This is a genomic window from Rhodoferax sp. GW821-FHT07G04 (assembly GCF_059418585.1).
Genome location: NZ_JBWKQD010000001.1, coordinates 1,447,756 through 1,473,068, shown reverse-complemented (window position 1 = coordinate 1,473,068; position 25,313 = coordinate 1,447,756). Strand labels below are relative to the sequence as shown.

The following is a 25,313-nucleotide window of genomic DNA, read 5'->3' as shown; positions in this document are numbered from 1 at the left end:
GATCCTGGACAGCAGAGCGCTCTGCTCCGTGTCCCCCGGCCGTCGGCCTCCTCCTTTACCTGCGCAGAACGCCCTGCTGCCCAGGCTCCTGGTTGTCTAACGATCCATAGGCTTGGGCTACCGCCGACGCCAGCCTGGCGTTGTTGAGCACCAGCTGGATGTTGGCCGCCAGGCTGTCGCCACCCGTCAGCTCGCAGACCCGGGCCAGCAGGAACGGTGTCGATTCCTTGCCGCCAATGCGCTGCGCCTGTGCCTCTTGCAGGGCCTGCTCCACAGCCGCGTCGATGGCGGCGCGGGGCATCGCAAAGGCCTCGGGTATGGGGTTGGCCACAACCATGCCACCCCGCAGGCCCATGGCCCACTTGGCATGCATGACTTCGGCAATGGCCTGCGGCGTGTCGAGCTGGTAGTCCACCTTGAACGCGCTTTCGCGGGTGAAGAAGGCGGGCAACCACGGTGTTTGGTAGCCGACGACCGGCACACCGTGGGTCTCCAGGTATTCCAGCGTCAACCGCAGATCGAGGATGGACTTGGCCCCCGCGCAGACCACAGCCACCGGCGTCTGTGCCAACTCTTGCAAGTCGGCCGACACATCGAAGCTGGTTTCCGCACCCCGGTGCACACCACCAATGCCGCCTGTTGCAAACACGCGGATGCCCGCCATGGCGGCAATCACCATCGTGGACGCCACAGTGGTTGCGCCGGTTGCACCCGTCGCCACGATGAAGGGGATATCGCGCCGGCTGACCTTGGTCACGCTGCGCCCCGTGGTGCCCAGCACTTCGATCTCGGCCGGTGTCAGCCCTGCTTTCAGCCGCCCATTGATGATGGCGATGGTGGCGGGCACGGCACCGTGCTTGCGCACTTCAGCCTCCACTTCCAAGGCAGTCGCCACGTTCTGCGGGTAGGGCATGCCGTGCGAAATGATGGTGGACTCCAGGGCCACAACGGGTTTGTTGTGTGCCAGTGCATGGGCCACTTCGGGGTGGATGTCGAGGTAGGTATTTGCTGTGTTCGTCATAGTGGGTTGGCATTGTGCATGCACTGGGTCACGGCTGCTACCGACAGCCCCGGATGGTTGGCGTGTTCGGACATGAGCGTCAGCGCCGCGCAGCCCAGCGCAAAGGGTATGGCTTGGCGCAAATCCTGTTGGTCTACAAAAGCGTGGACCAGGCCGGCCATCAGTGCATCGCCCGCGCCGGTGGCGTTGACCACGGTGGTTGGCACTGCGGCGTGCCAGCCCTGGCCTGCGGTCCCACCCGCACTCCAGTACACGCCGCGCTCGCCCAGGCTCAGTACCAGCTGCTGCACGCCTAGCGCGTGCAGGTGTTGCGCAGCGCGTTCGATGTCGGCGTCGGTGTGGATGGCGAATGCGCACAGCGCCTCGGCTTCCAACCGATTGACCTTCAGCAGATGGATCTGGTCCAGCCAGGGCCGTATGCGCACGCATTTGAAGGCCGACACCGCCTCTACAAAAACGGGTGTGGTGCCGCGGTGGGCAAACAACCAGTCCAGTGCCGCGGCGCCGATATTGCAGTCCACAACCACGGCCACGGCCTGCTGCACCCCCGGCGCGCAACCTGCCAGACGCTCGGGCGTGATGGATTCCAGAATGCCCATGTCATTCACCGCCACCGCCATGTCGCCGTCCGGCCCATGCAGCGACAGATAGGTGGATGTAGCTTCGTCCGCCAGCACCCAGCTGCTGCTGACATCCACGCCCGTGTGGCGCGTGGCGTTCAGCAGGCTGTGGCCGTAAAGATCGTCCCCCACGGCGGTCAGCAGGCGGGTGGTGCTACCCAACCGTGCCAGGTTTTCGGCCACATTGCGGGCCACGCCGCCGGGTGCGCAGCGGATCCGGCCAGGATTGGAGTCGGACAGTACCAAGGGTCGTGGGGTGCTGCCCGAGATGTCCATGTTGGCGCCGCCGAGCACCAGCACGACGCGGCTGTCGGTGCGTGCCGGGGCTGCGGTTTTGGCGGTGGGAGGCTTGCTGTTTGGCGATGGCATGAAGACAAGGGGAGGGCAAAGGGAGGCGCGTGGTATGCTCAAACCCATGTTGTGCCCATCTCAGCTCCACCCCCTCCGCGCCGTGCAAACGGCATGTGGCGGTGCGTCCGTGATGGCCCACAACATGATTACCACCATTATGAACACGGCCGCCTGAGCGTCGTTCAGGTGGCCGTTCCGGCTGCCTACTGGTGTCTCTCCCCCCGATAGAACATACCCAGCACAGGCAGCTGGGTTAGCAACTGTTCGTCGGAGAGAGTTTATGTACCAGAATCGTCAAGCCAGTCTTGCTGTCCAAAGCCCATTCCATGCTGTCGCGTCCCTGCGCGCCATTGCGCCTTTGCAGGCCATTGCACCGCTGCGCGTGGGCATGCTGGGCCTGGGTACGGTGGGCATGGGTACCTACACGGTGCTGCGACGCAATGCGGAGCTGATTGCGGGGCGAACTGGCAGACCGATCGAGATTGCCATGGTGGCCGTGCGCAACCTCGCACGCGCCAGCCGCCTGCTGAACGACGATGAGGATGTGGAGCTGGTCGATGACCCGTTCCGCGTCGTCAACCACCCGGACATTGACGTTGTGGTCGAAGTGATGGGTGGCACCACCACTGCGCGCGATCTGGTGCTGCAGGCCATTGCCAATGGCAAACACGTGGTCACCGCCAACAAGGCCCTGCTGGCTGAACACGGCAGCGAGATCTTTGCCGCCGCACAGGCGCAGGGCGTGGTCGTCGCGTATGAAGGCGCGGTGGCCGTCAGCATCCCCATCATCAAGGCGCTGCGCGAGGGGCTGACCGCCAACCGCATCGAATGGATCGCTGGCATCATCAATGGTACGACCAACTACATCCTGTCCGAGATGAAGGACAAGGGCGCCAGCTTTGCCGACGCGCTGGCGGACGCGCAAGCCAAGGGTTACGCCGAAGCTGACCCCGCGTTTGATGTGGAAGGCGTGGACGCCGCGCACAAGCTGACGCTGCTGGCCTCCAACGCCTTTGGTGTGCCCATCCAGTTCGACAAGGTGCATGTAGAAGGCATCACGCAACTGGATGCGGCCGATGTGGCCTTTGCCGAACGCCTGGGCTACTGCGTCAAGCTCTTGGGCATTGCCAAACGCAACGCCCAGGGGCTGGAGCTGCGGGTGCACCCCACGCTGGTGGCGGCGAACCACCTGCTGGCCCAGGTGAATGGGTCCATGAATGCAGTGATGGTCAAGAGCGATGCGGCCGGCGTGACCATGTACTACGGCGCGGGAGCCGGCTCGGAGCAGACCGCATCGGCCGTCATTGCCGACCTGGTGGACCTGGCCCGCTCCAGCGACGTAGTGCATGCGCGCCGCGTACCCAGCCTGGCCTTCCAGCACAACGCCATCGTCGCATTGCCGGTGGCCGACATTGCGGACGTGGAGACCGCTTACTACCTGCGGCTGGATGTGGCCAAGCTGTCGCGCACGCTCCCCCTGGTGCTGGCACATCTGGCCGAGGCCGGCGTGCGCGTGCAGCAGTTGGATGTGCTGGACCACCCCCATGACCCGGAGCTCAATGCCATCGTCGTCCAGACCGAGCCCACGCAACAGCGCTTGCTGCGTGAGGCCACGGCCGCGCTGGAGCAACTGCCCACCGTCATGGGCTTTGCGAAGACGCTGCGCATGGAGCGCCTCAGCTGATGCGGGCTTGGCGCGGGAGTTTGGCGACAAAGGCATAGGCCTGTTGCGCCAGGGCGGGCCAGTTGCCGCGGCCCACGGTGACCTCGCACCATTCGCGCATGCCTTTGCCGGTGCCCTTGGGATCGAAGCGCGTTCCCGTGCCGTCCTGCACCAGCGCGTCCACGGAAGCCGCGGGAAGCTTCACGACCAGATGGCCGTGCGCCATCATGGCGAAGATGCTGCCGTGGATTTTGAGCACCGTATTGCCCTTGGCCCAGCCGGCACTGCAGCTGACACCGGGCACGCTGGCCAATGCATCCGCAATCGCCTGGAAATCGTTGGCGCCTTCGCTGCTGTCACTGCTGCTCGGGCTCACGCAGCCACCAGGCCCGCCGCGCGGATGGCGTGGGTGTCGTGCACCTGGCGCAGCCGGGTGATCTTGCCGTCCTGCACCGTGAAGTGCTCGGCCACCCGTATCGTGCCCATGCCCTGCACATCCATGTCGTACAGCAGCATGGCCTGGTTGTCGGAAGCCAGCTCGGCCAGCAAATCAACGCGTTCCACTATGTTGCCAAACTGGGTCAGGGCCTGCACAAAGCTGGCGGCATCGGGGTAGTGGTTGACGGGCACCTCCACCGCCAGGGCGGGCAGCAACTGGTGGGCTGCGGTGGCATAGTCCCGTGTCGTCCAGCCGCGAAAGTAGGCTTGTACGACAGAGAGTGTTGTGGCATCGTTTTTCATCAGAGTTCCTCCATGAGCGTGAGCAGGTTGGCAAGGGCCTGGGTCCAGCCCACGGCGAAGCGCTGGCCGTCCAGGGATGCGGGGTCCACCGCGTGGGTAAGCCGCAATTCGGTGGTGTGGGCGCCGGTGTCGCGCAGCTCGATGCGGACGATGCTGTCTTGCACACCCACATTGGCCGAACGCCAGGTGAAGGCCAGGCGGTGTGGCGCGGCGATGTCGGTGTATTCACCATCGACCTCTGCAAACACCTTCCCGTCGCGCGCCATTTGCACGCGGTAGCGGCCGCCGACCTCCAGCGTGTTGGTGGCCGTCGCGGTGCCGTTGTCCGCATCGCAGCAGATCAGCCAGCGGGCGATCAGCTCGGGCCGGCTGCAGGCGGCAAACACCCGCTCTATCGGCGCGTGCAGCAGCCGGGTCAGGGTCACGGTGTCGGGTTGTGGCATGTCAGGTTTCACTGGGCGAGGGCGGTTGCGCTGGAGCGTCTTCGGTGAGAACGGCTTCCAGTGCGTCCAGCCGCGCGTCCCAGAAGGCGTAGAGCGCGGCTATGGATGTGCGGGCGGGCGTCAGGGCTTCGGGCTTGAGCCTGCACCACTGCAAGCGGCCTTCGCGCGACAGCGAAATCAGCCCGGCCTTGGCCAACACGCCGACGTGTTTGGACACTGCGGCCAGGCTCATGTCGAAATACGCGGACAACTGGGTCACCGTGCAGGGCTGCGCCGCGGTGTACCGCAGGATGTCGCGACGTGGGCCGCTGGCGAGCGCACGAAAGACCAGATCCAGCGACAACGATTCATTGTTAACCATGTGGTTGATGGTAGGGTTGTAATCTGCAATTGTCAACCATATGGTTGATTAATTGGGCTCCAGCGACGATTCCAAGCTTGTTTGCTTGCCAAATCAGGCTGTAGCCCTCGTCGGAAGGGCATAAGTTGCTACTAGTTTGATAGCATTTTCAGCCGACTGGCGGTGTATCCGCAAATGGCGGCTGTATCAGCGGCGCCAGACGTTGCACCGTCATCTCCACAAAGGCCGTCACGGCGGGCGGCACGTAGCGGCGGCTGGGGTAAACCACGTAGAGGTTGCCCACGCTGCTGGCAATGCCCGGCAACACCTCCACCAGTTCGCCGGATCGGAAGCTGGGTTGCAGCGAGCCAATGGGCAGCAGGCAGATGCCCAGGCCGCCGATGGCCGCCTTTTTCTGCGCCGGGCCCGAATTGGCGCTGAAGCGCCCGGTCACCGTGATCTCGGTGCTGCGGTCCGGCCCGTTCAGCCGCCAGGTGGTGGGCGCGCCTGGGCCGATGGCGCGTATGCAATCGTGTGCCGCCAGGTCTTCCACATTGCGCGGTGTGCCATGCGCTGCCAGGTAGGCCGGGCTGGCGGCCAGGGCCAGGTAGCCGCTGGCCACCTTGCGGGCCACCAGGCTGGAGTCGGGCAGCTCGCGGCTGCCGCGGAAAGCCACGTCAATGCCCTCGCCAATGAAGTCCGCCATGGCATCGGCCAGCACAAACTCCAGCTGCACGCCGGGGTACAGGTCCAGAAACTCGGCGATCCATTCCATCTCGAAGAACTCCAGAAACCCCGCCGGTGCCGCCACGCGCACCGTGCCCTTGGGCGTCTGGCTCTCGCCGGCCAGCTGGCAGGCGGCGTCGCGCAGCGCGTCAATTTGCCCGGCACACTGGTCAAACAGCGTGCGGCCGGCGTCGGTCAGCGTCAGCTTGCGGGTCGTGCGCTGTAGCAGCCGGGCCTGCAGCGCGTCTTCCAACTGCGCCACCTGACGGCTCAGCGTGGTGGGCGGCATGGCCAGCCGGCGCGAGGCCTCGGCAAAGCTGCCGGCCTGCACCACCTGCACAAAAAGGGACATCTGGTTCAGGTCCAACACGGCATTACTCACAAAAGTGGGATAGTGAATCCCGATTGTGGCATCTAGTCAAGTAATGCCTGCGACCTTACGCTAATGCCATCATTTGATTCACCACCTAAGGAGCTCACCATGGCACTGTCCACCACCGCAAAAAACCGCACCGTCTGGGGCATCCGCATCCTGTTGGCACTGGCCTTTGCCGCGGCCGGCACCGCCAAGCTGGCGGGCGTGCCGATGATGGTGGCCAACTTCGAGGCCATTGGCTTTGGCCAGTGGTTCCGCTACCTGACGGGCACCGTGGAGTGGATCGGCGTGGTGCTGTTGCTGGTACCGCGCACCGGCTTCTTGGGCGGCCTGTGGCTGGGCGGCACCATGGTGGGGGCCGTGGCCTCACACCTGTTTTTGACCGGCGGCTCGCCCGTACCCGCCATGGTGTTGGGTGCCCTGTGTGCCGTCGTGGTCTACGCCCTGCGCCCCACCATCCCGCAACCGACCAGGAGTTTTGCATGAACGCCCGTACCCCTTTGCACCGCAGCATCGTCCAGCGCACCCGCGGCAGCACCCACGGCCCCATCACCCGACTGGTCAGCCCGTCGGACCTGGGCCAGGTCTTGAAGCCCTTCATCTTTCTGGACCGGTTCGAAGCCCCGGCCGGCGGCCAGCCGCCTGCATTTGGCATGCACCCGCACTCGGGCATCGCCACGCTGACCTACCTGATCAGCGGCCAGACCGGGTACGAGGACACCACGGGCGAACACGGCGCACGCGGCACCTTGCCCACCGGCGGCGTGGAGTGGATGATGGCCGGTGGCGGCGTCTGGCACACCGGCACACCCATCAACACCGAGCGCGTGCTGGGCTTCCAGCTGTGGGTGGCCATGCCGCCGGAGCTGGAGCTGGCCACGGCCCACAGCATCTACCTGGGGCCGGAAAGTGTGCCGCAGGTCGGCGCCGCGCGCGTGCTACTGGGCAGTTATGGCGGGCAAGACAGCCCCATCCCTGCGCCGTCCGACATCACGTATCTGGGCGTGCACCTGAAGGCCGGTGAGACCTGGCGCTTCGAGCCGCCGGCGGGCCACACCGTGGCCTGGGTGGCGGTGGGTGAGGGCGCGTTGAGCGCACCCACCACGCTAACCACCGGCGACCTGATTGCGTTTGATGAGTCCGACAGTGCTGTCACATTTGAAGCGCAGACGGATACGGCCTTTGTGCTGGGCTCCGGCGTGCAGCACCCGCATGATTTGTTCATGGGGTCGTATTCGGTGCACACCAGTGCCGACGCGCTGCAAAAGGGCCAGCTGGGCATCCGCCAGCGCGCCCACGCACTGCGCCAGCAGGGCCGACTGTGACGATTGCCATGGCTATGGCGCCGAGAGTTTTTTTCAATCGATGAGCGCGCCGCGCTGCACTTGCAATCCTGCACCGCAGCGCAACGTGTTCTTTCCTAACCCCGTAACCTGGAGCTTCCCTTGACCACTGCTACCAATCTCTTCGAACCCTACCGCCTGGGCAACACCACGCTGGCCAATCGCTTTGTGATGAACCCCATGACACGCAGCCGCGCCGACGCCACCGGCACCCCGCAGCCGCTGATGGCCGAGTACTACGGCCAGCGCGCCACGGCCGGCCTGATCGTGACCGAAGGCATTGCGCCCTCGGCCAACGGCAAGGGCTATGCCCGCATCCCCGGCCTGTGGAGCGATGAACAGGTCCAAGCCTGGAAGCCGGTCACCAACACCGTGCATGCCAAGGGCGGCAAGATTTTTGCGCAGTTGATGCACACCGGTCGCGTCAGCCACGCCGCCAACATGGCAGCCGGCACAAAAATCGTCGCGCCCAGCGCCGTGGCACTGGCCGGCCAGATGTACACCGACGCCGCCGGCCCGCAAGACTACCCCGTGCCGCACGAAATGACCGAGGCCGACATCGCCCAGGCCAAGGCCGAATTTGTGTCGGCCGCCAAGAACGCCATCGCCGCCGGTTTTGACGGTGTCGAACTGCACGCGGCCAACGGCTACCTGCTGGAACAATTCCTGAGCCCCACGACCAACCAGCGCACCGACGCCTGGGGTGGCAGTGTGGAAAAGCGCATCCAGTTTGTGGTGGACGTGGCCCGCGAAACCGCAGCCGCCATCGGTGGTGACAAGGTCGGCATCCGCCTGTCGCCCTACGGCACCAACTCCGGCATGGCCGCCTACCCCGAGGTCGAAGAAACCTACTTCAAGCTGCTGGCCCAGTTGGCCGACGCGGGTCTGGTCTATGTGCACATCGCCGACCACGCCGCCATGGGCGCCCCGGTCGTGCCGCTCGCTTTCAAGCAGGCGCTGCGCAAGGCCTGGCCCCGCACCTTCTTCATCGGTGGCAGCTTTGACCAAGCTTCGGGCCAGCATGCGGTGAACGATGGACTGGTGGACCTGGTCGGTATCGGCCGCGCTTTCCTGGCCAACCCGGATCTGGTGCAACGCCTGCAAAAGGGCCTGGCACTGAACGCGCCCGACATGACCACCCTGTTCACGCCCGGCGCCAAGGGTTATACGGACTACGCGTTGGCTGCCGCCTAGCATCCTGTCACGTATGGCGCGCCGCCCCTTCCCGCGGGAGGGGGCCGAGGACGCCCAACAAGGCATGCCATACTTGCCCGCATGCAGCTGAATTTTCTGTCCGTGGATGCGGGGGCCAATCGAGGAAATGCTAGTGAAGGCATGCGCGCCTAAGGCTCTGGCGCGCGTGTTCTGGGTCACCAGCCTGCTGTGGCTGGCCAGCTGGCTGCTGATCTCCACTGCCGACGCGACGCCTGTGGTTTCCGTGCCGGCCAGCCTTCCGCTGGCCTCCATGCACGGCAACATGGAATACGTCGAGGACTCTACAGGGGCGCTTACGCTGGCCCAGGTCCGTGCACTGCCCGCGGAGCGCTTCACCACCCTGCAGCGCAGTAATTTTGGCAAAGGGTTCACGGCCTCCACGTATTGGCTGCGCTTCAACGTGACCAATACCAGCGCGATGCCGGTTGACTGGGTGCTGCAGCACCGCTTGAGTCTTACCGACTTTGTGGAGACCTGGATACTGGTGGACGGTGCGGTGAAAAGCCACAGCATCGCGGGGGACCGCACCACCCTCTCACAGCGGCAAATGCCGTTGCGGCTGCCCAGCTTCCAATTTCTCTCCGCGCCTGGTGAAACGGCACAAGTGGTCGTACGCATCAGCAATGCCTACGCGGCCGATGTCCAGTTGTCGTTTCGGCTCGAAACACTTGCCAGCTTCGTAGCCAATACCGAAAGGGACGAGCGCCTCCTGGGCATTTTGTATGGCGTGCCGCTGGCACTGCTGTTTTCGTCCCTGGTGGGGGTGGCCATCGCGCGTGATCGCCGGCTTTTCATCTACGCTTTGTATGCGCTGGCCACTCTGGCGTCATGGGCCAGTTTCAACGGGCACTTGCCCCATTTCTTCCACTTCGACGCTCCAGATCTTTGGAACAGCATGCTGCATGTTTGCGCACTGCTGCAGTCCATCTTTTCGTCGCTGTTTGCCCGCGAGTTCTTGCAGACCCGCGCACACCAGCCGCGGCTGGATCGGGTATTGCAGGGCATGGCGTGGGCGGCTGTCATCGCGATTCTTCTGCGCTTGCTGGGTGTTTACACGCTGGTCACGCAGCTCACCCTGTTATTGGCCAGTATGTCGGTCATCACCGCATTCGCCGGGTGGCGGGCCATGCGCCAGGGCATGGTTTATGCGCGCTGGTATTTGGTGGCACAGCTTTTCAGCACAGTGCCCGTGCTGATCGGTATCGTCGGTGTTCGTTTGGGAATCTATGCCTATGACGGATTCATGAACTACCAGGCGGTGTACTTTGCAGAGCTGATCTTGTTGGCCGTGGCCCAGCATGACCGGGTGCGACTCTTGCAAGACAAGCAGAAGCAACTGGAGCGTGCCCATGAACTGGCCCTGGCGGAGCGCAACAGCTACCTCGAAGCAGAAGTGCTGGAGCGCAGCAAGCGGCTGGACGAGATGGACCGGCGAGCGGCATTTGTGACAGAGGTCCAGGCCGTTACCAAACGGGTGGCCAGCGGCGAATTCTCCGCACGCCTGCCCCATGCGGAAGACGCCGACATGGACCAACTGGCGACCAGCGTGAATACGATGTCCGAGTCGCTGGCGAAACTCGATGGTGCAAGGCGCCGCTGGATCGCGGAGATCAGCCACGAACTGCGCACGCCCCTGTCGGCGCTCATTGCCGATATCGAAGCCATACAAGACGGCATACGGGAGCTGGATCAGGACCAGGTCGAATCACTGCACAGAACCGCATTGCGATTGGCGCGCCTGGTGGACGATTTGCACGAATTGGCGATGAGTTATGTGCGACCCATGGCCTGCAAATTTGCCGCCGTGGACTTTCCCTTACTGCTGTCGGACTTGATGCCCCATTTCGAAGCGAAGGCACAAAAGAAAGGATTGCGTTTGTCCCTGAGTATGGACACACCGATGCGCACCGGCATGTGGGATTACGGGCGCATCAACCAGTTGGTGATCAATCTGATAGACAACAGCATCAGCTATACCGACGCACCCGGAGAGATCTGCGTTACCGTGACCGCGTTGGACGGTCATTTACGGCTCGAAGTCGAGGACAGTGCCCCCGGTCTGACGCCGCATGATGTTGCGCATTTGTTCGAGCCGCTTTACCGTGCCGATGCAGCGCGCAGCCGTCGCACAGGTGGCAGTGGCTTGGGCTTGAAAATTTCCAAGGTGATAGTAGACGCCCACCACGCCCAGATCGACGTTCAGCCGTCTCGCCTGGGCGGCGTACGGGTCCGCGTGGACCTGCCTTTTGAGCGCGAGGCAGCATGACACACCCAAAGCCCCAGGTATTGATCGCTGAAGATGACGACCAAATCGCCGCGGTGCTGGTCGACTACTTGCAACAGGCAGGCTTCGACACCCACCGAGTGGCCGATGGGGATGATGCGCTCCATGCGGTTCGCCAAAGCATGCCCGCGGTGCTGATCCTCGACATCATGCTGCCGGGCATGGATGGCATTGCGGTATGCCAAGCCGTGCGGCAGTTCTCTCAGCTTCCGATCCTGATGCTGACGGCCAAATCCGATGAAGAGGACCGGCTGGTCGGACTCGACTCGGGGGCGGACGACTATGTCTGCAAGCCCTTCAGTCCGCGTGAGATTGTGGCCCGGGTACGGGGCTTGGTGCGCCGGGCCAATGCCAGTCTTTCAGGCGCCGTCCCCTCCACCGGGTTTGCCTTCGGTGAGGCGGGCGAGCGTATCCGTTGGGGTGGAGAAATCATTCCTTTGACCAAGGTTGAAGAGCGCCTGCTGCGGACCATGGCCTCCCAGCCACGCCGTGTATTCACCCGCGAAGCCTTGCTCAATATCCTCCATGACGAGTTCCGTGACATCGGGGATCGCGCCATTGACACCCATATCAAAAATCTGCGGCGCAAATTGAAACAGCTTGTGGCGGACAAAGAGTTCATTCATGCGATGTATGGCGTCGGCTACTACTTTGAGGAGTAGCGGCAGCTTATTTCATTGGGTGACCACACCCAGCCCCTGGGTGGTGTTGCCGCGCAACTGGTTGAGGAACATGAAGTGCCGCGCAGAATCCTGCAGCCATCCTTGGCCCGACAGGTTGGACGGCAGTCCACTGAGTGTGCGGTCGGGCACGAGGTTATAGGCTTGGCCCTGCAGCACCGCCTTGCCAGTGCCATCCAACTGAATGGCCAGTGTGGCTGCCGCGTCGATGGCGCGCAGGTAGTTGCGCAGGGTTTGCGGCTCCAGAAAGGCGGGGTACAGAATCTGGCTGTTTCCGGCGCTGTCCATGAAGCGCAGGTAGCCATCGCTACCTTTGGCGATGCCAGGCTTGCCTGCTGCATTCACCAGCCGTTGCACCGCAACGCCGGGCTGGACCACATAGGTGAGCCCATCGATGGTTGCGTACAAAACGCCGTTCGCCGCCATCTGGATGGCGCTACCGCTGCCTTGCGACAGTAGGCTTGCAAGTTGGCCTATGTCTACCAACGCGGGGACGATGGTGGCTGCAAAGCCGCCGCTGACGACCTGGTACTGGCCGTCACCCACTGCATAGACGCCTTCATCGCGTACATCACCGGTAGCCACTGTGGTGACCAAAAAGGCCAAACGCCCTCCTTGGTAACCATCCAGCACCACGGTGCCGCTGGTGCTATGACCGACCAGCGTGAGGGGCGTGTTGAGGGCCTTCGACAGCACGCGCACAAAGATGTCGCCACAGCAGTTGGCATCCAGCACGGAGCCGGGCACGATGGTCACGCCTGGGATGTTGAGAATCAAAGGGGTCAGCGATGCCAGGGTTGGTGCGGCGGCTGGCAGATTGATGCCGAACCCCCCGGCGACCGTGCCTTCGCGCTGCAGGTTGCCGCTGGTGGCCTTGCGCCCACCGCTGACCTTCACGTCAACGCTCGCGAAACTGACGCCCGTGCCGCTGACGCGAAAAGTCTGAGCGTAGTGGGTGCTGTCCGTCCAGGCGCCCGTGGTCGGCGTCAGTGCTGAGCCTATGGCCTGGTTAGGAAAACTCAGCGTTGGTGTGCTCGTGGTGTCCATTGCATGGCTGAAAGCCACGGTCAGTGTCACCAGGCCGCTGGCAGGCGTACTGCTGGTGATGGCGGTGGTTCCGGTCGTGACGCCAGTCACAGTGGGGTGCTTGGTGTCTATGCTGAACAAGCTGGAGAGAGCGAAGTCGGTACTCTTGATGTTCGAATCGTCCCTGCGGCCCACGCCGCCTGCGATCTTGATAGCAATGTTGTCCAACTGTTCATCACCATCGGCAATGGTCCACTTCACCTTGTACAGGGTACGAGAAAGCCATTGCGTGGACACATTGGTCAGTGACAGCGGTGTGCCGCCGGTGTTGGTGAAAACAAGATTCGGGCACAGGTAGTTATGAACGGCGGTACCGCAACCGCCGTAGTCGGTGGCGATGGTATAGCGGACGGAAAACTCCACGGTCTTTCCGACATCCGCAGCGGTGATGACGTGGCCGCCGCCAGCCGGGGTCACGAGGATGCCATCTGGCTGAACAAAGCCGATCATGTCGACAACCTGTGGTGCCGGGATGTACATCGCGACATCAAACACATCAGCCTGAAAGCCAGCCTGCTGCGCAACGCCGAGGGTATCTTTCGCGCCGTCAATCGCCACGTCCACTGTGGTCAGACTCAGTGAAACATATTGCGCCTGGTAGGTTTGCCTGAAGGTGCTGGCATTGAGCCAGCTAGCCGTGCTCGCGCTCAGAAAGGGCGCGGCGTTTTCGCCGGAGGTTGGGAACGAGATCGCCGGGTTGATGGAAGTGTCCATCGCGGTGTCATAGGTCACTGTCAGATAGAAGGCTTCACCCGCTTGCACTGACATGTGGTCCGGGACCACGGACAACACCGTCGCCGGCGCTGCTATAGCCCATGGAGCAATGAGGCATAGGCTCAAAGACAGTAGCAGTCGCGTTATGTGACCGTGCGGCCGAGCCGGCGGATATGCGGTAATAGGCGTCATTTTCAGTTCCGTGATGCAACTTGGTCAGAGTGTTGCGTGGGCAGCAAAGCCCGGTTACTTCGTTGTCAGACCAAGTCCTTGGGTGGTATTGACGCGTTGTTGATTGAGAAACAGGTAGTGCTGGGCGGCTTCCTGCAGCCAACCCTGGCTTGGCAGATTAGAAGGCAGCCCACTCAGCGTGATGTCGGGCACCAAGTCATAGCCCCGGCCCTGCAATACGGCCTTTCCTGTGCCATCGAGTTGTATGGCGAGGGTAGCCGCGCGATCGATGGTGCGCAGGTAGTTGCGCAGGGTCTGGGGTTCCAGGAAGGCGGGGTACAGAATCTGGCTGTTGCCGGCGGTGTCCATGAAACGTAGGTAACCGTCATTGCCTTTGGCGATGCTGGGCTTGCCCTCAGAGTTCACCAGCCGTTGCACCGCAACGCCGGGTTGGACCACATAGGTGAGCCCGTCGATGGTGGCAGTCAGAACACCGTTCGTGGCCATCTGGATCGTGCTGCCTTGTGGCAGCAGGCTAGCCAGTTGGCCGATGTCCACCACCGCGGGGACGATGGTGGCCGCCACGCCACCGCTGACGACCTGGTACTGGCCGTCGCCCACGGCGTACACCCCTTCGTCGCGCACATCACCCGTAGCCACGGCGGTGACCAGGAACGCCAATCGTCCACCCTGGAAGCCGTCCAGCACCACGGTGCCGCTGGTGCTATGGCCGACCAGCGAGAGCGGAGTGTTCAGGGCACGCGACAGCACACGCACAAAGATGTCGCCACAGCAGTTGGCATCCAGCACGGAGCCGGGCACGATGGTCACGCCTGGGATGTTGAGAATCAAAGGGGTCAGCGATGCCAGGGTTGGTGCGGCGGCTGGCAGATTGATGCCGAACACGCCCGCTATCGTGCCTTCGCGCTGCAGATTGCCACTGGTGGCCTTGCGCGCGCCGCTGACCTTCACATCCACGCTGGAAAAAGTGATGCCCACGCCGCTGACCCTGAAGGTCTGCGCGTAGTGGGTGCTGTCGGTCCAGGCGCCGGTGGTCGGTGTCAACGCCGAGCCTATGGCTTGGTTGGGGAAGCTGAGTGTCGGAGTGCTTGTCGTGTCCATTGCATGGCTGAAGGCTACGGTCAGCGTGATCAGGCCGTTGGCTGGCGTGGTGCTGGTGATGGCCGCTGTACCGGTCGTGATACCGGTCACGGTGGGGTGCTTGGTGTCTATGCTGAACACACCAGTGATTTGGTAGTCCGTGTTCTTGTTGTTGTTGTCGTCTTTCCGACCCAAGCCACCGGCGATGATCACATTGATGCTGTCGAATTGTTCATCACCGTCGGCAACGGTCCAGGTCACCTTGTAGCGATTGCGGGTCAGCCACTCAGAGACAACATTGGTCAGCGAAAGCGGCGTGCCGCCGGTGTTGGTGAACGTGATATTGGTGCACAGACTGTTGTGCACGACATTGGCGCCGCATCCGCCGTAGTCGGTGGGAATGTCATACCGGATGATAAATTCCACCGTTTTTCCAACATCGGCGGCGGTGATGGTGCGGCCCACACCGGTCGGGCCCAACAGGGTGGGATCTCCATCCGTAATCGAGCCTTTCATGTCTATGACGTGCGGTGGCGGGATGTACAAGAATTCGAACACATTGGCCTGAAATCCAGCCTGCTGCGCCACGCCCAGCGTATCCTTGGCGCCGTTAACCGCGACATCCACATTGACCTGATTTGAGGGAGTGCTTTGCGCGGTGTAGCTTTGTGTGAACGTTGTGTTGTTCTGCCACACAGACGTGGTGGCAGTCAGGTACGCCGACGCGTCCTCGCCCGCTGTGGGGAACGAGAACACGGGGTTGACGGTGGTGTCCATTGCCGTGTCATAGGTCACGGTTAGCGACAAGGTGTCACCACCTGCTACCGGGGAGAGGTCCGCCGCAATCGACAGCACCACAGCACCGGCGGCGAAAGCGCACGGCGCCATCAAGCCCAAACCCACACATAACGCCAACCGCACTACGTGACGTTGCAACCAGGCCGGCGCTTGTGCGGCAAAAGACGTAAATTTCATTTCCATTGATTTTCTTTGTAGGGAATTTGCCAACCGGTGTGGCCTGGCTACTTTGTGGTCAAGCCCAGTCCTTGGGTGGTATTGGTGCGCTGTTGGTTGAGGAACAGGAAGTGCTGTGTTCCGTTTTGCAACCAGCCCTGGCCGGGGAGATTGGAGGGGAGGGCACTCAGCGTGATGTCGGGCACCACGTCATAGGGCTGGCCCTGCAAAACGACCTTCGCGGTGCCGTCGAGCTGTATGGCCAGACTGGCCTTGTCGTCAATGGCGCGCAGGTAGTTGCGCAAAGTCTGGGGTTCCAGGAAAGCGGGATACAGAGTCTGGCGGTTGCCAGCGGCATCCATGAAATGCAAGTATCCGTCGTTGCCCTTGGCAATGTTGGCGTTGGCGTTGGCGTTTACCAGCCGCTGCACCGCAACGCCGGGCTGGACCACGTACGTGAGCCCATCGATAGTGGCAGACAGAACTCCGTTTGCCGCCATCTGGATGGTGCTGCCTTGCGGCATCAAACCTGCGAGTTGGCCTATGTCCACCAGGGCGGGAACGATGGTTGCTACGGTTCCACCGCTGACAACCTGGTACCGCCCGTCACCCACGACATAAAGGCCCTCGTCGCGCACATCACCCGTGGTCATTGCGGTGACCAGGAATGCCAATCGCCCACCCTGGAAGCCGTCCAGCACCACGGTGCCGCTGGTGCTATGGCCGACCAGCGAGAGCGGAGTGTTCAGGGCCTTCGACAGCACACGCACAAAGATGTCGTCACAGCAGTTGGCATCCAGCACGGAGCCGGGCACGATGGTCACGCCGGGGATGTTGAGAATCAAGGGCGTCAGCGAAGCCAGGGTTGGCGCGGCGGCCGGCAGGTTGATGCCGAACACGCCCGCTATGGTGCCTTCGCGCTGCAGATTGCCGCTGGTGGCCTTGCGGGCACCGCTGACTTTGACATCCACGCTGGCGAAGTTGATGCCCACGCCGCTCACGCGGAAAGTCTGCGCGTAGTGGGTGCTATCGGTCCACGAGCCGGTGGTGGGCGTCAGGGCAGAACCCAGTGACTGGTTAGGAAAGCTCAAGGAGGGGGTGCTCGTCGTGTCCATGGCATGGCTGAAGGCAACGGTCAGTGTCATCAAGCCGCTGGCGGGGCTTGTGGCCGTGATGGCCGCGTTGCTGCTGGTCACCGCGGTCACGGTTGGGTGCTTGGTGTCAATGCTGAACACAGCGGTGAGTTGGGTGTCCGTGTTCTTGTTGCTGGGGTCGTCCGCACGACCAACACCACCGGCGACCTTGATGTCGATACTGTCGAACTGCTCATCGCCATCCGCAATCGTCCAGGTGACGCTGTAGCGCGACCGGGTCAACCAAATAGCGGTGACATTGGTCAACGAGCGGGGCACTCCGCCGGCATTGGTGAAGACCAGCTCGGGGCACATGTAGTTGAGCTGGCCGAAGCATCCGTTGTCGTCGGTGGGGATGGTGTAGCGAACAATAAATTTGACGGTTTTCCCCACATCTGCCGCTGTGATGACGTGGCCGGCACCCGCGAATGTGACCGGCACGTTGTCCGGCAACAGCGTGCCCTGTATGTCCAGAACGTGTGTGGGTGGAACGCCGGTATAGAGGCGCACATCGAAGACGTCGGCCTGGAAGCCGGCCTGCTGCGCCACACCCAACGTATCCTTTGCCCCGTCCACAGCAACGTCGACGGTAGTGGTGTTCAACGCATAGTTCTGCGCCAGGTAGGTCTGCCGGAACGTCGTGGCGTTGATCCAGGTGGCGGTGGTGGCCGACAGAAAAGGGCTTGCGTCTTCACCTGTGGTTGGGAACGAGAAGACCGGGTTGACCGTGGTGTCCATCGCCTTGCTGTAGGTCACCGTTAGCGACAAGGTGTCGCCCGCGGCAACCGGGTTTTGACTGGCCGCAATCGACACAACGGTTGCGGGCGCTGCATAGGCCAATGGGCTGAACAGACTCAGCACCAGCGCCAGTAGTGCCACAAAGTGGGCTTGCAACCGTGGCGGCGCGCATGTGGTCAGTGCATTTTTTGTATTGCTGGCAAAGGGTATCGCGTTCAAATTCATCGTCTTAATTCAGCATGGGATCTGGGCGGGCGGCATGGCCGCAACAAGCAGGCAAGCGGCGACCCAAAGGGGCCATGTGTCCGGCACGCCTTAGGCCCAGGCAAAGGGGGTTGCCCCGCAGGCCACTTCTTGCGTGGGGAGAGTACGGGGAAATTGTGAGGAAATTATGAGTTTGGAGTGGGCTGGCAGCTCTAAATACTGTGTAAAAATACAGTATCAATTTGCCACCCCCAGGCAATAACCAGCGTAATCCATGATCCCCCTGGAGCTCTTTGACGACCCACCCCCCGAGCCCGACAACCTGCGGGAGCAACTGGCCCCCGGCGCGGTGCTGATGCGTGGCTTTGCGCTGGACGGGGATGTGGAGTTGTTGCAGGCCGTGGAGTCGGTCCTGGCCCAGGCACCACCGCGGCACTGGCAGACGCCGGGGGGCGGAACGATGTCGGTGGCCACCACGCGCTGCGGGCCGGTGGGCTGGGTGTCGGATGGATCGAATGGGGGTGGCGACGGTGGTCACTACGCGGCCCTGCATCCGCGGACCGGTCAGCCCTGGCCTGCCATGCCGGAATGCCTGATGGACTTTGCGCTGTGCGCCGCCAACGAGGCCGGTTACCCGCAGTTTGTGCCTGACTCTTGCCTGATCAACCACTACGCGCCCGGCGCCAAGCTGGGCCTGCACCAGGACAAGTACGAGACTGACCTGCGCGCGCCCATCGTGTCGCTGTCGCTGGGGCTGCCTGCGGTGTTTCTGTTCGGAGGCTTTGCGCGCAACGCCCCCACGCAGCGCTACCGGCTGGTGCATGGCGATGTGGTCGTGTGGGGCGGGCCGTCGCGGCTGCGCTTCCACGGGGTGTTGCCGGTGGCCGATGGCACGCATGCGCTGGTCGGGCGTCGACGCTTGAACGTGACGTTTCGCAAGATTGGCCGGTAGCCCGGTCGAGGTGGCGCGGGCAGCCCTACCCGCATTCACACCCGCAAAACCGCCGTTCATCCACGCAGCGGCGTAGGTCCTCTTGCTGCCACGCGCGTCGGCCGCTACTGTGGCCCTATGAAAAAACTGCACCGCTCCGACCTGTTGATCTTGTCCACGCTGGTCATCGTGGCTTGCATGTTCACGCTCGCGGCCCAGGCCGCGACACCACCATCGCCGCTACCACCCCTGCCACCGGGCACAACCCTGGCTTTGCCCACCGACTCCCCGCGTTGGGAATTGGAAGGCAATGCCAAGCCCGCTGAATACGGTGGCCGCCCCTGCCTGGCGCTGGACGGCGGCGCCGCATCCGTCAAAGACCTGGCCTTGCGCGATGGTGTGGTCGACGTGGACGTGTTCACCCCCGCCAGCCGCGGCTTCTTCGGCATCCAGTTCCGCATTGCAGGCGAGGGTGCGAATGGCGAATGGGTCTACCTGCGCCAGCACAAGTCCGGCTTGGCCGATGCCATGCAGTACACGCCGGTGCTCAACACCGGGCTCAACTGGCAGCTCTACAGCGGCCCGGGCTTTACCGGTCCCGTGGACGTGCCCCGCAACGAATGGTTCCACCTGCGGCTGGAGTTGACGGGCGCGCAGGCCAAGTTGTTTGTCAAAGACATGGCCAAGCCCGCCCTGGTGATGCCCGATTTGAAGAGTGGTCAGCAAACCGGCCAGGTGGCGCTGGCATCACTGACGGGAGCCACCTGCTTTGCGAATTTTGAAGTGCGTGCCACGCCCGACACGCCGTGGCATCGGCAAGCCATTGCCATGCCCGCGGGCACGCTGAGCGATTGGCAACTGTCCCCATCCTTGGACGCGTTGGCACGCAATCTGGAGCAACCACTGTCAAGCAACGAGCAGGCGGCCATGCAGTGGCAGGCCGTGCAAGCCGAAGCCCCCGGCCTGGTGCCCATCTACCGCTACCGCCAGGCGCCGCACCCGCGTGTGAGCTTTGCTAACGATTGGAGCAAGCGCCTGGATCCGCAACCCGGCATGCAGGTGGTGTACGCCCGCACCACCATCACCGCTGACCGCGCCGGTGTGCGCAAGCTGAACCTGGGCTATAGCGACGACGTCAGTGTGTTCCTGAACGGACAGATTCTGTACCGCGGCCGCAGCGCGCAGAACTTCCGCGACCCGGCCGGCTTTTTGGGCATCATGGATGTGGAGAACGATGCCGTCTACCTGCCGCTGAAGAAGGGCCGCAATGAATTGTTGCTGGCTGTCAGCGAGCTCGGTGGCGGCTGGGGCTTTATCGCTCGGCTGCACGCTCCAGCGCAAACACCGGCAGATCGGCCTTCCGGCTCAGCCACACGCCCCCGCCCAGCTCGATAAAGCCTTCCGCCAAGCCCTGGCGGTACAACTGCGCGCGGTGCTTGAACAGGCGCGGGTCGGTCAGCGTTTCGTCGACGATGTCCTCTTCAAAATCTTCGCGCGCCACGGCCTCCACATACAGCGCGCCGCAGCTCAGGCGCGCCAGGTTCTGCATGGCCTGTTTGAGGTCCGTCGCGCTCAGGTAGGGCAGCACACCCTGGCAGATGACCAGGTCATACGGCGCGCTGGCCGTGTAGTCCACCACCGAGCCACGCTCCCAGCCAAAGCGGCCGCAAAGGTATTCGCTGTACTCCACGCCGTGGAACTGCGCATGCGGGTAGTGGCGCTTGACCACATCGCGCCACAGGCCTATGCCGCAGCCCACGTCCAGCACGCGGCGCACCGGCACGCGGATGAATTGCAGGTAGCTGCAGACAAAGGCGCCCAGGCGTTGCACATGCTCGGGGTCGGCCACGCTGGTCTTCTTGTCGAAGTAGTAGCGCTGGTAGTAGGCCTCGTCAAACAAACTCTTGTCGGCAGATGGCACGCAGTGTCCTTCAATCAATCATTGGCGCCGAACATCACGCCGGGCGCGTGCGCTCGGGCAGTGGAATGCGCTCGGTCTCGCCGGGCACCTGGCCCATGCCTGCGTCGGCATTGCCGGCCGTCCAGTCGCGCCCGGCCTGTTCGATGCGCTCCTTGCTGGTGGATACAAAATTCCACCAGATAAAGCGCCGCCCCAGCGGCTGGCCGCCCACCACGACAAAGCGCGCGCCATCCGGCCCGGCCGTCAACACCATGGCATCGGCCAGCACGGCCATCGTGTAAGGCGGAAGCAACTCAGCACCCACCTGCAGATCGCCTTGCACGGCGTACACGGCCTGTTCTTCGGCCAGCTGGGGCAAGGTCCAACTCGCGCCTGCGGGCAATTGCACGTCCAGATACAGCGTGGGGGATAGCGTGGCCACCGGGGACTCTGCGCCCAGCGCCTGGCCCACCAGCACGCGCACTGTGGCCGCGCCATCGCGCACCTCGGGTATCGCATGTGCAGGTGTGTGCGTGAAGCTGGCTTGCACTTCTTGATCAGACTCGGGCAACGCCAGCCACAGCTGCAGGCCGTGGTTGGTGTAGCTGACATGGCGCTCGGCCTCGGGTTTGCGCTCGGAGTGCACGATGCCGCTGCCCGCCGTCATCCAGTTGATGGCGCCGGGTTCTATGCGCTGCGTATAGCCAAGGTTGTCGCGGTGCAGAATCACGCCGTCAAACAGATAGGTCAGCGTGGCCAAGCCGATGTGGGGGTGGGGCCGCACATCGTGGTTGTCGGCCGGGGTGATGGTGACCGGGCCAAAGTGGTCGAAGAAGATGAAAGGCCCCACGGCCTGCCGCTGCGCGGCGGGCAACAGGCGGCGCACCATGAAGCCGCCGCCCAGGTCTTTGCTGTGGGCGCTGAGCAGTTGTGGCGTGGTGGTGGCGCTCATGATGCTGCGCGCTCCACGTGGGTAGAGATTTCGGTGGTCACGGCCGTCATCAGCTTGTGCACGGGGCATTTCTCGGCCACTGCCGCCAGCTGGGCCAACTCGGCATCGCTGAGCGCGCCGCTGATGACCAGTTTGGTGCTGAGCTTGTAGACACCCGCGCGCTCCTGGCTGTTGTCGCTGACCACCTCGGTACGGATGTCATCCACCGCAAAGCCTTTTTTCTTGGCAAACCACATCACGGTCAAGGCCTTGCATGCGCCCAGCGCTGCGTCGTACAGGTCATGCGGGCTGGGGCCCTCGTCGGCACCGCCTTCGGCAGCAGACACGTCGGTGACGAGGGCGTGGTCGCGGATCTGCAGCGTGCTAGCCAGTGCTGCGTTGGGTTTGCGTTGGAGTTGAATGGTCATGGCGGATGCGTCGGCTTTGTTGTTGCGTGGGGCTGGAGCCCAGTGTAAGCCGTGCTGCCGGAGGTCTGTGGTCGCAGTCTGCCGGGCCGGCAGTTGTAACCTGAGCGATACGATTGCATGCGCAGGTTTGCGCCAGCTTTACGTAACAGGGTCCACACCAGAGCCCTGGCCGGCGTTGGGGAAGGGTGAGCAAAAGAGACTTTTGCCCCATCCACCAGGAGCATCCGTTATGAAATATTCCAGAAGCCTGACCCTTGTAGCTGCAGCCTGTGCAGCGGCCGCCCTGACCGGCTGCGTGGTTGCGCCCCCTTATGTAGAACCCGCCTACGCTGCACCAGCAGGCGTGGTCTACGTGGCGCCTACCTATGCCGCGCCCGGCGTGGGCTATGCATGGCAGTACCACGCCCGCTATGGCTGGGGCTGGCGCCATCCGGGCTACGGTTGGCACCGCGGCTGGCGCTAAGCCGCCAGCGCCTTTAACGCGGGGGTGTGAAGCCTAGGCCGACAACGGCATGGGCTCTGTCGGCAGGTGCTCCCGCTCCACAGGCGCCTTGGCGGCCTGGGACTGGATCCACTGTTGCTTGGCACGTGCAATCTCGCTGGCAAAGCCGCCACCGCGTTTGTTGAACAGCTTTTCGGTGTCCTTGGTCCAGCCCAGAGCGACCCAGGGTTGATTCTCGGCAACGCGTTGCAGGGCCGCGATGACGACGGGCTCTTTGGCGTCAATCTTGACGTTGGCCTTGCCCCACTTCAGTATCAGCGAGTGGGATGAACCCGCCGGTATCACGTAGTACACCTTCTTCTTGGTCACCAGTGCATAGGCCCACAGCAGCTCGTCGGTGTTGTGCAGGTCGAAGTTCAGAATCCCGTTGCGCACCAGGTAGTGGTCGCTCAGCTTCCAGTCACCCACGGTCTGCGCGCCGGCCTGCTCCTTCTTCACCCATTGCGCCACTTCATCCACGCCGGCCCACTGGGCGGCGCGTTTTAGGGCTGGGTGGCTTGCAGGGTTCTTGCTGCGCATCCAGGCGATAGCCGCGTACACGATGGCACCCAACAGCGACAGCCCTACGATCCACCATAGCATGCCGGCCTCGGTGCTGTAGTCATGGGTGTCCAGCTCCAGCGGCAGCACCACATCCTTCAGGCGCTCGCCGTCGCCGCTGAACAATGAACTCGCCACACCGGGCTCCAGCGGCATCAGCTCACCCACCAGGTCTTTGTTGGGCTCATCGCTGCTACGTACCTTGACCAGCAGCAGGCGGTCATTCACCGGTGCCATGTAGTAACGTGCCGATACGCTGCGGCTACGCTCTACGCCGCGCTTTTTGCGCACGCTGATTTCTTCTATGCCCGTGTCCAGCAAGTCCCCCACCTTCACATGAATCCAGGGGCTGGGTAGGGACTGTGGCGATGTGGCTGCAGCCAGTGCGGCGGGCTCCACCGTGACCGGGCCGTTGTGCGCGTTGCGCAGATAGGTGGCGTTGAAGGCCACCAGGCCGATGGCCGCTGCGGCGACAAGGCCTGCGAAGATGATGCGGTTGCGGCTGGTGCGCCGCACGTGTTCAAACAACCAGTTAGCTGACATAGATAGATTTCCTCCCAACGCAGAGCTTAATTTGAAAACACCGCTTTTTGCGCCCTTATGGGGGAAAACCTGGGGTTCGGGTTTGGTAACTGCCTTGTACCTTCAAAGGCTCTTTGTGCCAGATGTGCTTGTGAGAAATCGGCCTCTAGCCCACGCCACATATTATGATTGTGCTACCAAATTGATAGTATTCTCAGCTTTGCGGCTGAACCAGGCTGCGTAACCGCGCGTGCGCTTCGCCATCCCACTGCGCCGGAAGCTGGTTCTTGGCCCGCAGGTAGTGGTGGGTGAATACGTCCAGATATGCGTCTAGCGTCTGCGCGGCGTGGGATTCGCCCGCCAGGTCCAGGCACAAGGCGGCTACCTCGCTGGTGCAGAAATGGTCGTCGCGGCGGGAGCGGCGTAGCTTGTAGCGCGAGATCTGGTCCGAGGCCAGGCTCAGCACCGGGAACCTGTCCAGGTATGGGCTCTTGCGGAACATCTTGCGCGCCTCGGGCCAGGTAGCGTCTAGTAGGATGAAGAGTGGTCGCTTGTCTTTGGACGCCTCAACAGGCTGTACCTGCGAGACGACGCGCTCCGCTTCCACAAACTCCCCTGGAAACACCACATACGGCTGCCACTGCGGATCGGCCAGCAGGGCCAGCAGCGCAGGGTCTACCTCGGTGCGTGCCCAGCCAAAGGCAAAGGTGTCGGCCACCACATCGGCAATCAGCCAGCCGGTGTTGCTGGGCTTCAGCGCCTCGATGTCCGCCATGATCAGGCACACGCCGGCCTGGGTGGCCACCACCGGGCGCACGGCGCACAGGCAGTGGCTCACCACCAGGCGGCAACCGGTACAGCGCGCCTGGTCTGACCCCCCGCGGGCGCGAAAGGGCTTGGAGCTGCGGGCCAAGCGGGCGGTGCGCAGGCGCGAGACGGCGTGGGGCATGCAGCGGACAGTGAACATAGTCGCGTTGAAAAATGCGGCGCAATCACTTGCGTGGCGCTAATTTTCTTGCAACCATTTCTATTCGATATTCAGAAACTATATTGTTTCTCTCCCGAACAAGTGTTTCCATATCAGGGGCAGAAATTTTCCCACTATGAAAGAGCTGACCGTAGGGTTCGGCCAGTACGGTCATTGCTTTTGTAACCACAAAGTCAACACCCAGGTAGTGCGCAAGGGGTGTGCTGGCAGCATTTGACTTTTTCCACTCGTCATTCAATCGCCGATCAAACAACGAAAGCAACTGGGGTGTAATCACCCGAACATGCGTCGGATCACCGATGAAGTTGTCGTGCCGGGGGTGTGGCACATTGATTTCGATGGTGGCTTCGTTTTTGCAAATTCGGTACAACTCTTTCATCATTCCAAGAAACACTTTTGATTCTTGCCCCAGATGTTCTAGGCAATGATTAAATCGGACTACTTCAACCGAATCGTCGGCCCAAATCCAAGGAAGCACTTCCAAATCGCACACCAAATCCGGTTGACATTCGGGTGACAGGTCAACGTTGAGATAACCCTCTACTTTGTGGTGACCACAACCCATATTCAATTTCATTGAATGCCTCACTAATGTTTATTTGTTCCACTGGAAATGTTACCCGCGTTGCAAGCCAGCGGATGCAACTGCAGAACATGAATCGTGCCG

General features: G+C 62.7%; 25 protein-coding genes. 9 read left to right on the top strand and 16 right to left on the bottom strand.

All coding sequences use genetic code 11. From position 1 onward, the window contains the following. Positions 1 to 55: 55 nt before the first annotated feature. Positions 56 to 1,021, bottom strand: a complete 966-nt coding sequence (locus AC07OO_RS06770; RefSeq protein ID WP_495081281.1) for a pseudouridine-5'-phosphate glycosidase — start codon at positions 1,019 to 1,021, stop codon at positions 56 to 58. Beyond that, positions 1,018 to 2,010 (bottom strand): PfkB family carbohydrate kinase, encoded by a 993-nt coding sequence (locus AC07OO_RS06765; protein WP_495081280.1) that lies wholly within the window; start codon positions 2,008 to 2,010, stop codon positions 1,018 to 1,020. Before AC07OO_RS06765 ends, AC07OO_RS06770 begins: the two co-directional genes overlap by 4 nt. 349 nt (positions 2,011 to 2,359) lie before the next feature. Here AC07OO_RS06765 and AC07OO_RS06760 point away from each other — a divergent pair, with 349 nt between their 5' ends. Beyond that, on the top strand, positions 2,360 to 3,676 hold the full coding sequence (locus AC07OO_RS06760; protein ID WP_495081787.1) for a homoserine dehydrogenase: 1,317 nt from the start codon (positions 2,360 to 2,362) through the stop codon (positions 3,674 to 3,676). Here the strand turns inward: AC07OO_RS06760 and AC07OO_RS06755 are convergent. The 5 genes from AC07OO_RS06755 to AC07OO_RS06735 form a co-directional block, all read right to left on the bottom strand. Next, positions 3,669 to 4,031 carry a hypothetical protein gene (locus AC07OO_RS06755; RefSeq protein ID WP_495081279.1) on the bottom strand — a complete coding sequence of 121 codons (363 nt, stop codon included), beginning with the start codon at positions 4,029 to 4,031 and terminating at the stop codon, positions 3,669 to 3,671. The two genes, AC07OO_RS06760 and AC07OO_RS06755, sit on opposite strands and share 8 nt — an antisense overlap. Further along, on the bottom strand, positions 4,028 to 4,396 hold the full coding sequence (locus tag AC07OO_RS06750) for a nuclear transport factor 2 family protein (protein ID WP_495081278.1): 369 nt from the start codon (positions 4,394 to 4,396) through the stop codon (positions 4,028 to 4,030). The genes AC07OO_RS06755 and AC07OO_RS06750 overlap by 4 nt, the downstream gene beginning before the upstream one ends. Next, a complete protein-coding gene (locus tag AC07OO_RS06745) occupies positions 4,396 to 4,839 on the bottom strand; it encodes an SRPBCC family protein (RefSeq protein ID WP_495081277.1) in 444 nt (147 codons plus the stop codon). Before AC07OO_RS06745 ends, AC07OO_RS06750 begins: the two co-directional genes overlap by 1 nt. Before the next feature lies 1 nt (position 4,840). Beyond that, a complete protein-coding gene (locus tag AC07OO_RS06740; RefSeq protein ID WP_495081276.1) occupies positions 4,841 to 5,200 on the bottom strand; it encodes an ArsR/SmtB family transcription factor in 360 nt (119 codons plus the stop codon). 148 nt (positions 5,201 to 5,348) lie between these two features. Further along, on the bottom strand, positions 5,349 to 6,287 hold the full coding sequence (locus AC07OO_RS06735; RefSeq protein ID WP_495081275.1) for a LysR family transcriptional regulator: 939 nt from the start codon (positions 6,285 to 6,287) through the stop codon (positions 5,349 to 5,351). A 99-nt stretch (positions 6,288 to 6,386) separates the two neighbouring features. Here AC07OO_RS06735 and AC07OO_RS06730 point away from each other — a divergent pair, with 99 nt between their 5' ends. The 5 genes from AC07OO_RS06730 (at position 6,387) to AC07OO_RS06710 (ending at position 11,785) form a co-directional block, all read left to right on the top strand. Further along, positions 6,387 to 6,767: a DoxX family protein gene (locus AC07OO_RS06730; protein WP_495081274.1), complete on the top strand. Its 381-nt coding sequence runs from the start codon at positions 6,387 to 6,389 to the stop codon at positions 6,765 to 6,767. After that, positions 6,764 to 7,606 (top strand): pirin family protein, encoded by an 843-nt coding sequence (locus AC07OO_RS06725; RefSeq protein WP_495081273.1) that lies wholly within the window; start codon positions 6,764 to 6,766, stop codon positions 7,604 to 7,606. The genes AC07OO_RS06730 and AC07OO_RS06725 overlap by 4 nt, the downstream gene beginning before the upstream one ends. Positions 7,607 to 7,726: 120 nt before the next feature. Beyond that, a complete protein-coding gene (locus AC07OO_RS06720) occupies positions 7,727 to 8,818 on the top strand; it encodes an alkene reductase (protein ID WP_495081272.1) in 1,092 nt (363 codons plus the stop codon). A gap of 133 nt (positions 8,819 to 8,951) precedes the next feature. Then, complete coding sequence (locus tag AC07OO_RS06715; RefSeq protein WP_495081271.1) at positions 8,952 to 11,105, top strand: 7TM diverse intracellular signaling domain-containing protein; 2,154 nt, start codon at positions 8,952 to 8,954, stop codon at positions 11,103 to 11,105. Beyond that, positions 11,102 to 11,785: a response regulator gene (locus AC07OO_RS06710; protein WP_495081270.1), complete on the top strand. Its 684-nt coding sequence runs from the start codon at positions 11,102 to 11,104 to the stop codon at positions 11,783 to 11,785. Before AC07OO_RS06715 ends, AC07OO_RS06710 begins: the two co-directional genes overlap by 4 nt. Positions 11,786 to 11,797: 12 nt before the next feature. Here AC07OO_RS06710 and AC07OO_RS06705 read toward each other — a convergent pair whose 3' ends face one another. From AC07OO_RS06705 to AC07OO_RS06695, 3 genes are all read right to left on the bottom strand, one after another. Continuing rightward, positions 11,798 to 13,657, bottom strand: a complete 1,860-nt coding sequence (locus AC07OO_RS06705; RefSeq protein WP_495081269.1) for a hypothetical protein — start codon at positions 13,655 to 13,657, stop codon at positions 11,798 to 11,800. A 192-nt stretch (positions 13,658 to 13,849) separates the two neighbouring features. Next, positions 13,850 to 15,850 carry a hypothetical protein gene (locus AC07OO_RS06700; protein WP_495081268.1) on the bottom strand — a complete coding sequence of 667 codons (2,001 nt, stop codon included), beginning with the start codon at positions 15,848 to 15,850 and terminating at the stop codon, positions 13,850 to 13,852. 47 nt (positions 15,851 to 15,897) lie between these two features. Beyond that, entirely contained in the window at positions 15,898 to 17,919 is a 2,022-nt protein-coding gene (locus AC07OO_RS06695) for a hypothetical protein (RefSeq protein ID WP_495081267.1), read from the bottom strand. A gap of 262 nt (positions 17,920 to 18,181) precedes the next feature. Between AC07OO_RS06695 and alkB the strand changes: the two genes are divergently transcribed. Next, complete coding sequence (gene alkB, locus AC07OO_RS06690; protein WP_495081786.1) at positions 18,182 to 18,856, top strand: DNA oxidative demethylase AlkB; 675 nt, start codon at positions 18,182 to 18,184, stop codon at positions 18,854 to 18,856. Positions 18,857 to 18,973: 117 nt separating this feature from the next. Further along, a complete protein-coding gene (locus AC07OO_RS06685; RefSeq protein ID WP_495081266.1) occupies positions 18,974 to 20,230 on the top strand; it encodes a hypothetical protein in 1,257 nt (418 codons plus the stop codon). On the opposite strand, the gene AC07OO_RS06680 is transcribed toward AC07OO_RS06685, so the two are convergent. From AC07OO_RS06680 to AC07OO_RS06670, 3 genes are read right to left on the bottom strand one after another with little or no spacing between them, the layout of a single operon-like run. Beyond that, complete coding sequence (locus AC07OO_RS06680; protein WP_495081265.1) at positions 20,148 to 20,756, bottom strand: methyltransferase; 609 nt, start codon at positions 20,754 to 20,756, stop codon at positions 20,148 to 20,150. The genes AC07OO_RS06685 and AC07OO_RS06680 overlap by 83 nt on opposite strands. 34 nt (positions 20,757 to 20,790) lie before the next feature. Continuing rightward, complete coding sequence (locus tag AC07OO_RS06675; RefSeq protein WP_495081264.1) at positions 20,791 to 21,687, bottom strand: pirin family protein; 897 nt, start codon at positions 21,685 to 21,687, stop codon at positions 20,791 to 20,793. After that, entirely contained in the window at positions 21,684 to 22,094 is a 411-nt protein-coding gene (locus AC07OO_RS06670) for an OsmC family protein (RefSeq protein ID WP_495081263.1), read from the bottom strand. The genes AC07OO_RS06675 and AC07OO_RS06670 overlap by 4 nt, the downstream gene beginning before the upstream one ends. A gap of 229 nt (positions 22,095 to 22,323) precedes the next feature. Here AC07OO_RS06670 and AC07OO_RS06665 point away from each other — a divergent pair, with 229 nt between their 5' ends. Further along, positions 22,324 to 22,557: a hypothetical protein gene (locus tag AC07OO_RS06665; RefSeq protein ID WP_495081262.1), complete on the top strand. Its 234-nt coding sequence runs from the start codon at positions 22,324 to 22,326 to the stop codon at positions 22,555 to 22,557. Between the two features lie 33 nt (positions 22,558 to 22,590). Here AC07OO_RS06665 and AC07OO_RS06660 read toward each other — a convergent pair whose 3' ends face one another. The 3 genes from AC07OO_RS06660 to AC07OO_RS06650 form a co-directional block, all read right to left on the bottom strand. Further along, positions 22,591 to 23,679: a hypothetical protein gene (locus AC07OO_RS06660; RefSeq protein WP_495081261.1), complete on the bottom strand. Its 1,089-nt coding sequence runs from the start codon at positions 23,677 to 23,679 to the stop codon at positions 22,591 to 22,593. Positions 23,680 to 23,872: 193 nt separating this feature from the next. Next, complete coding sequence (locus tag AC07OO_RS06655) at positions 23,873 to 24,607, bottom strand: tRNA-uridine aminocarboxypropyltransferase (RefSeq protein WP_495081260.1); 735 nt, start codon at positions 24,605 to 24,607, stop codon at positions 23,873 to 23,875. A 43-nt stretch (positions 24,608 to 24,650) separates the two neighbouring features. Continuing rightward, the gene (locus AC07OO_RS06650; protein WP_495081259.1) at positions 24,651 to 25,223 is read right to left on the bottom strand and encodes a class I SAM-dependent methyltransferase; all 573 of its coding nucleotides are present in this window, start codon (positions 25,221 to 25,223) and stop codon (positions 24,651 to 24,653) included. Positions 25,224 to 25,313: the final 90 nt, after the last annotated feature.

Bases quoted from the DNA above. Each gene is read 5' to 3' on its own strand.
- AC07OO_RS06770 (WP_495081281.1), bottom strand. From the start codon at position 1,021: ATGACGAACACAGCAAATACCTACCTCGACATCCACCCCGAAGTGGCC.
- AC07OO_RS06765 (WP_495081280.1), bottom strand. From the start codon at position 2,010: ATGCCATCGCCAAACAGCAAGCCTCCCACCGCCAAAACCGCAGCCCCG.
- AC07OO_RS06750 (WP_495081278.1), bottom strand. From the start codon at position 4,396: ATGAAAAACGATGCCACAACACTCTCTGTCGTACAAGCCTACTTTCGC.
- AC07OO_RS06745 (WP_495081277.1), bottom strand. From the start codon at position 4,839: ATGCCACAACCCGACACCGTGACCCTGACCCGGCTGCTGCACGCGCCG.
- AC07OO_RS06740 (WP_495081276.1), bottom strand. From the start codon at position 5,200: ATGGTTAACAATGAATCGTTGTCGCTGGATCTGGTCTTTCGTGCGCTC.
- AC07OO_RS06730 (WP_495081274.1), top strand. From the start codon at position 6,387: ATGGCACTGTCCACCACCGCAAAAAACCGCACCGTCTGGGGCATCCGC.
- AC07OO_RS06725 (WP_495081273.1), top strand. From the start codon at position 6,764: ATGAACGCCCGTACCCCTTTGCACCGCAGCATCGTCCAGCGCACCCGC.
- AC07OO_RS06710 (WP_495081270.1), top strand. From the start codon at position 11,102: ATGACACACCCAAAGCCCCAGGTATTGATCGCTGAAGATGACGACCAA.
- AC07OO_RS06705 (WP_495081269.1), bottom strand. From the start codon at position 13,657: ATGTCAGTGCAAGCGGGTGAAGCCTTCTATCTGACAGTGACCTATGAC.
- AC07OO_RS06700 (WP_495081268.1), bottom strand. From the start codon at position 15,850: ATGAAATTTACGTCTTTTGCCGCACAAGCGCCGGCCTGGTTGCAACGT.
- AC07OO_RS06685 (WP_495081266.1), top strand. From the start codon at position 18,974: ATGAAAAAACTGCACCGCTCCGACCTGTTGATCTTGTCCACGCTGGTC.
- AC07OO_RS06675 (WP_495081264.1), bottom strand. From the start codon at position 21,687: ATGAGCGCCACCACCACGCCACAACTGCTCAGCGCCCACAGCAAAGAC.
- AC07OO_RS06670 (WP_495081263.1), bottom strand. From the start codon at position 22,094: ATGACCATTCAACTCCAACGCAAACCCAACGCAGCACTGGCTAGCACG.
- AC07OO_RS06665 (WP_495081262.1), top strand. From the start codon at position 22,324: ATGAAATATTCCAGAAGCCTGACCCTTGTAGCTGCAGCCTGTGCAGCG.
- AC07OO_RS06660 (WP_495081261.1), bottom strand. From the start codon at position 23,679: ATGTCAGCTAACTGGTTGTTTGAACACGTGCGGCGCACCAGCCGCAAC.
- AC07OO_RS06655 (WP_495081260.1), bottom strand. From the start codon at position 24,607: ATGCCCCACGCCGTCTCGCGCCTGCGCACCGCCCGCTTGGCCCGCAGC.
- AC07OO_RS06650 (WP_495081259.1), bottom strand. From the start codon at position 25,223: ATGAAATTGAATATGGGTTGTGGTCACCACAAAGTAGAGGGTTATCTC.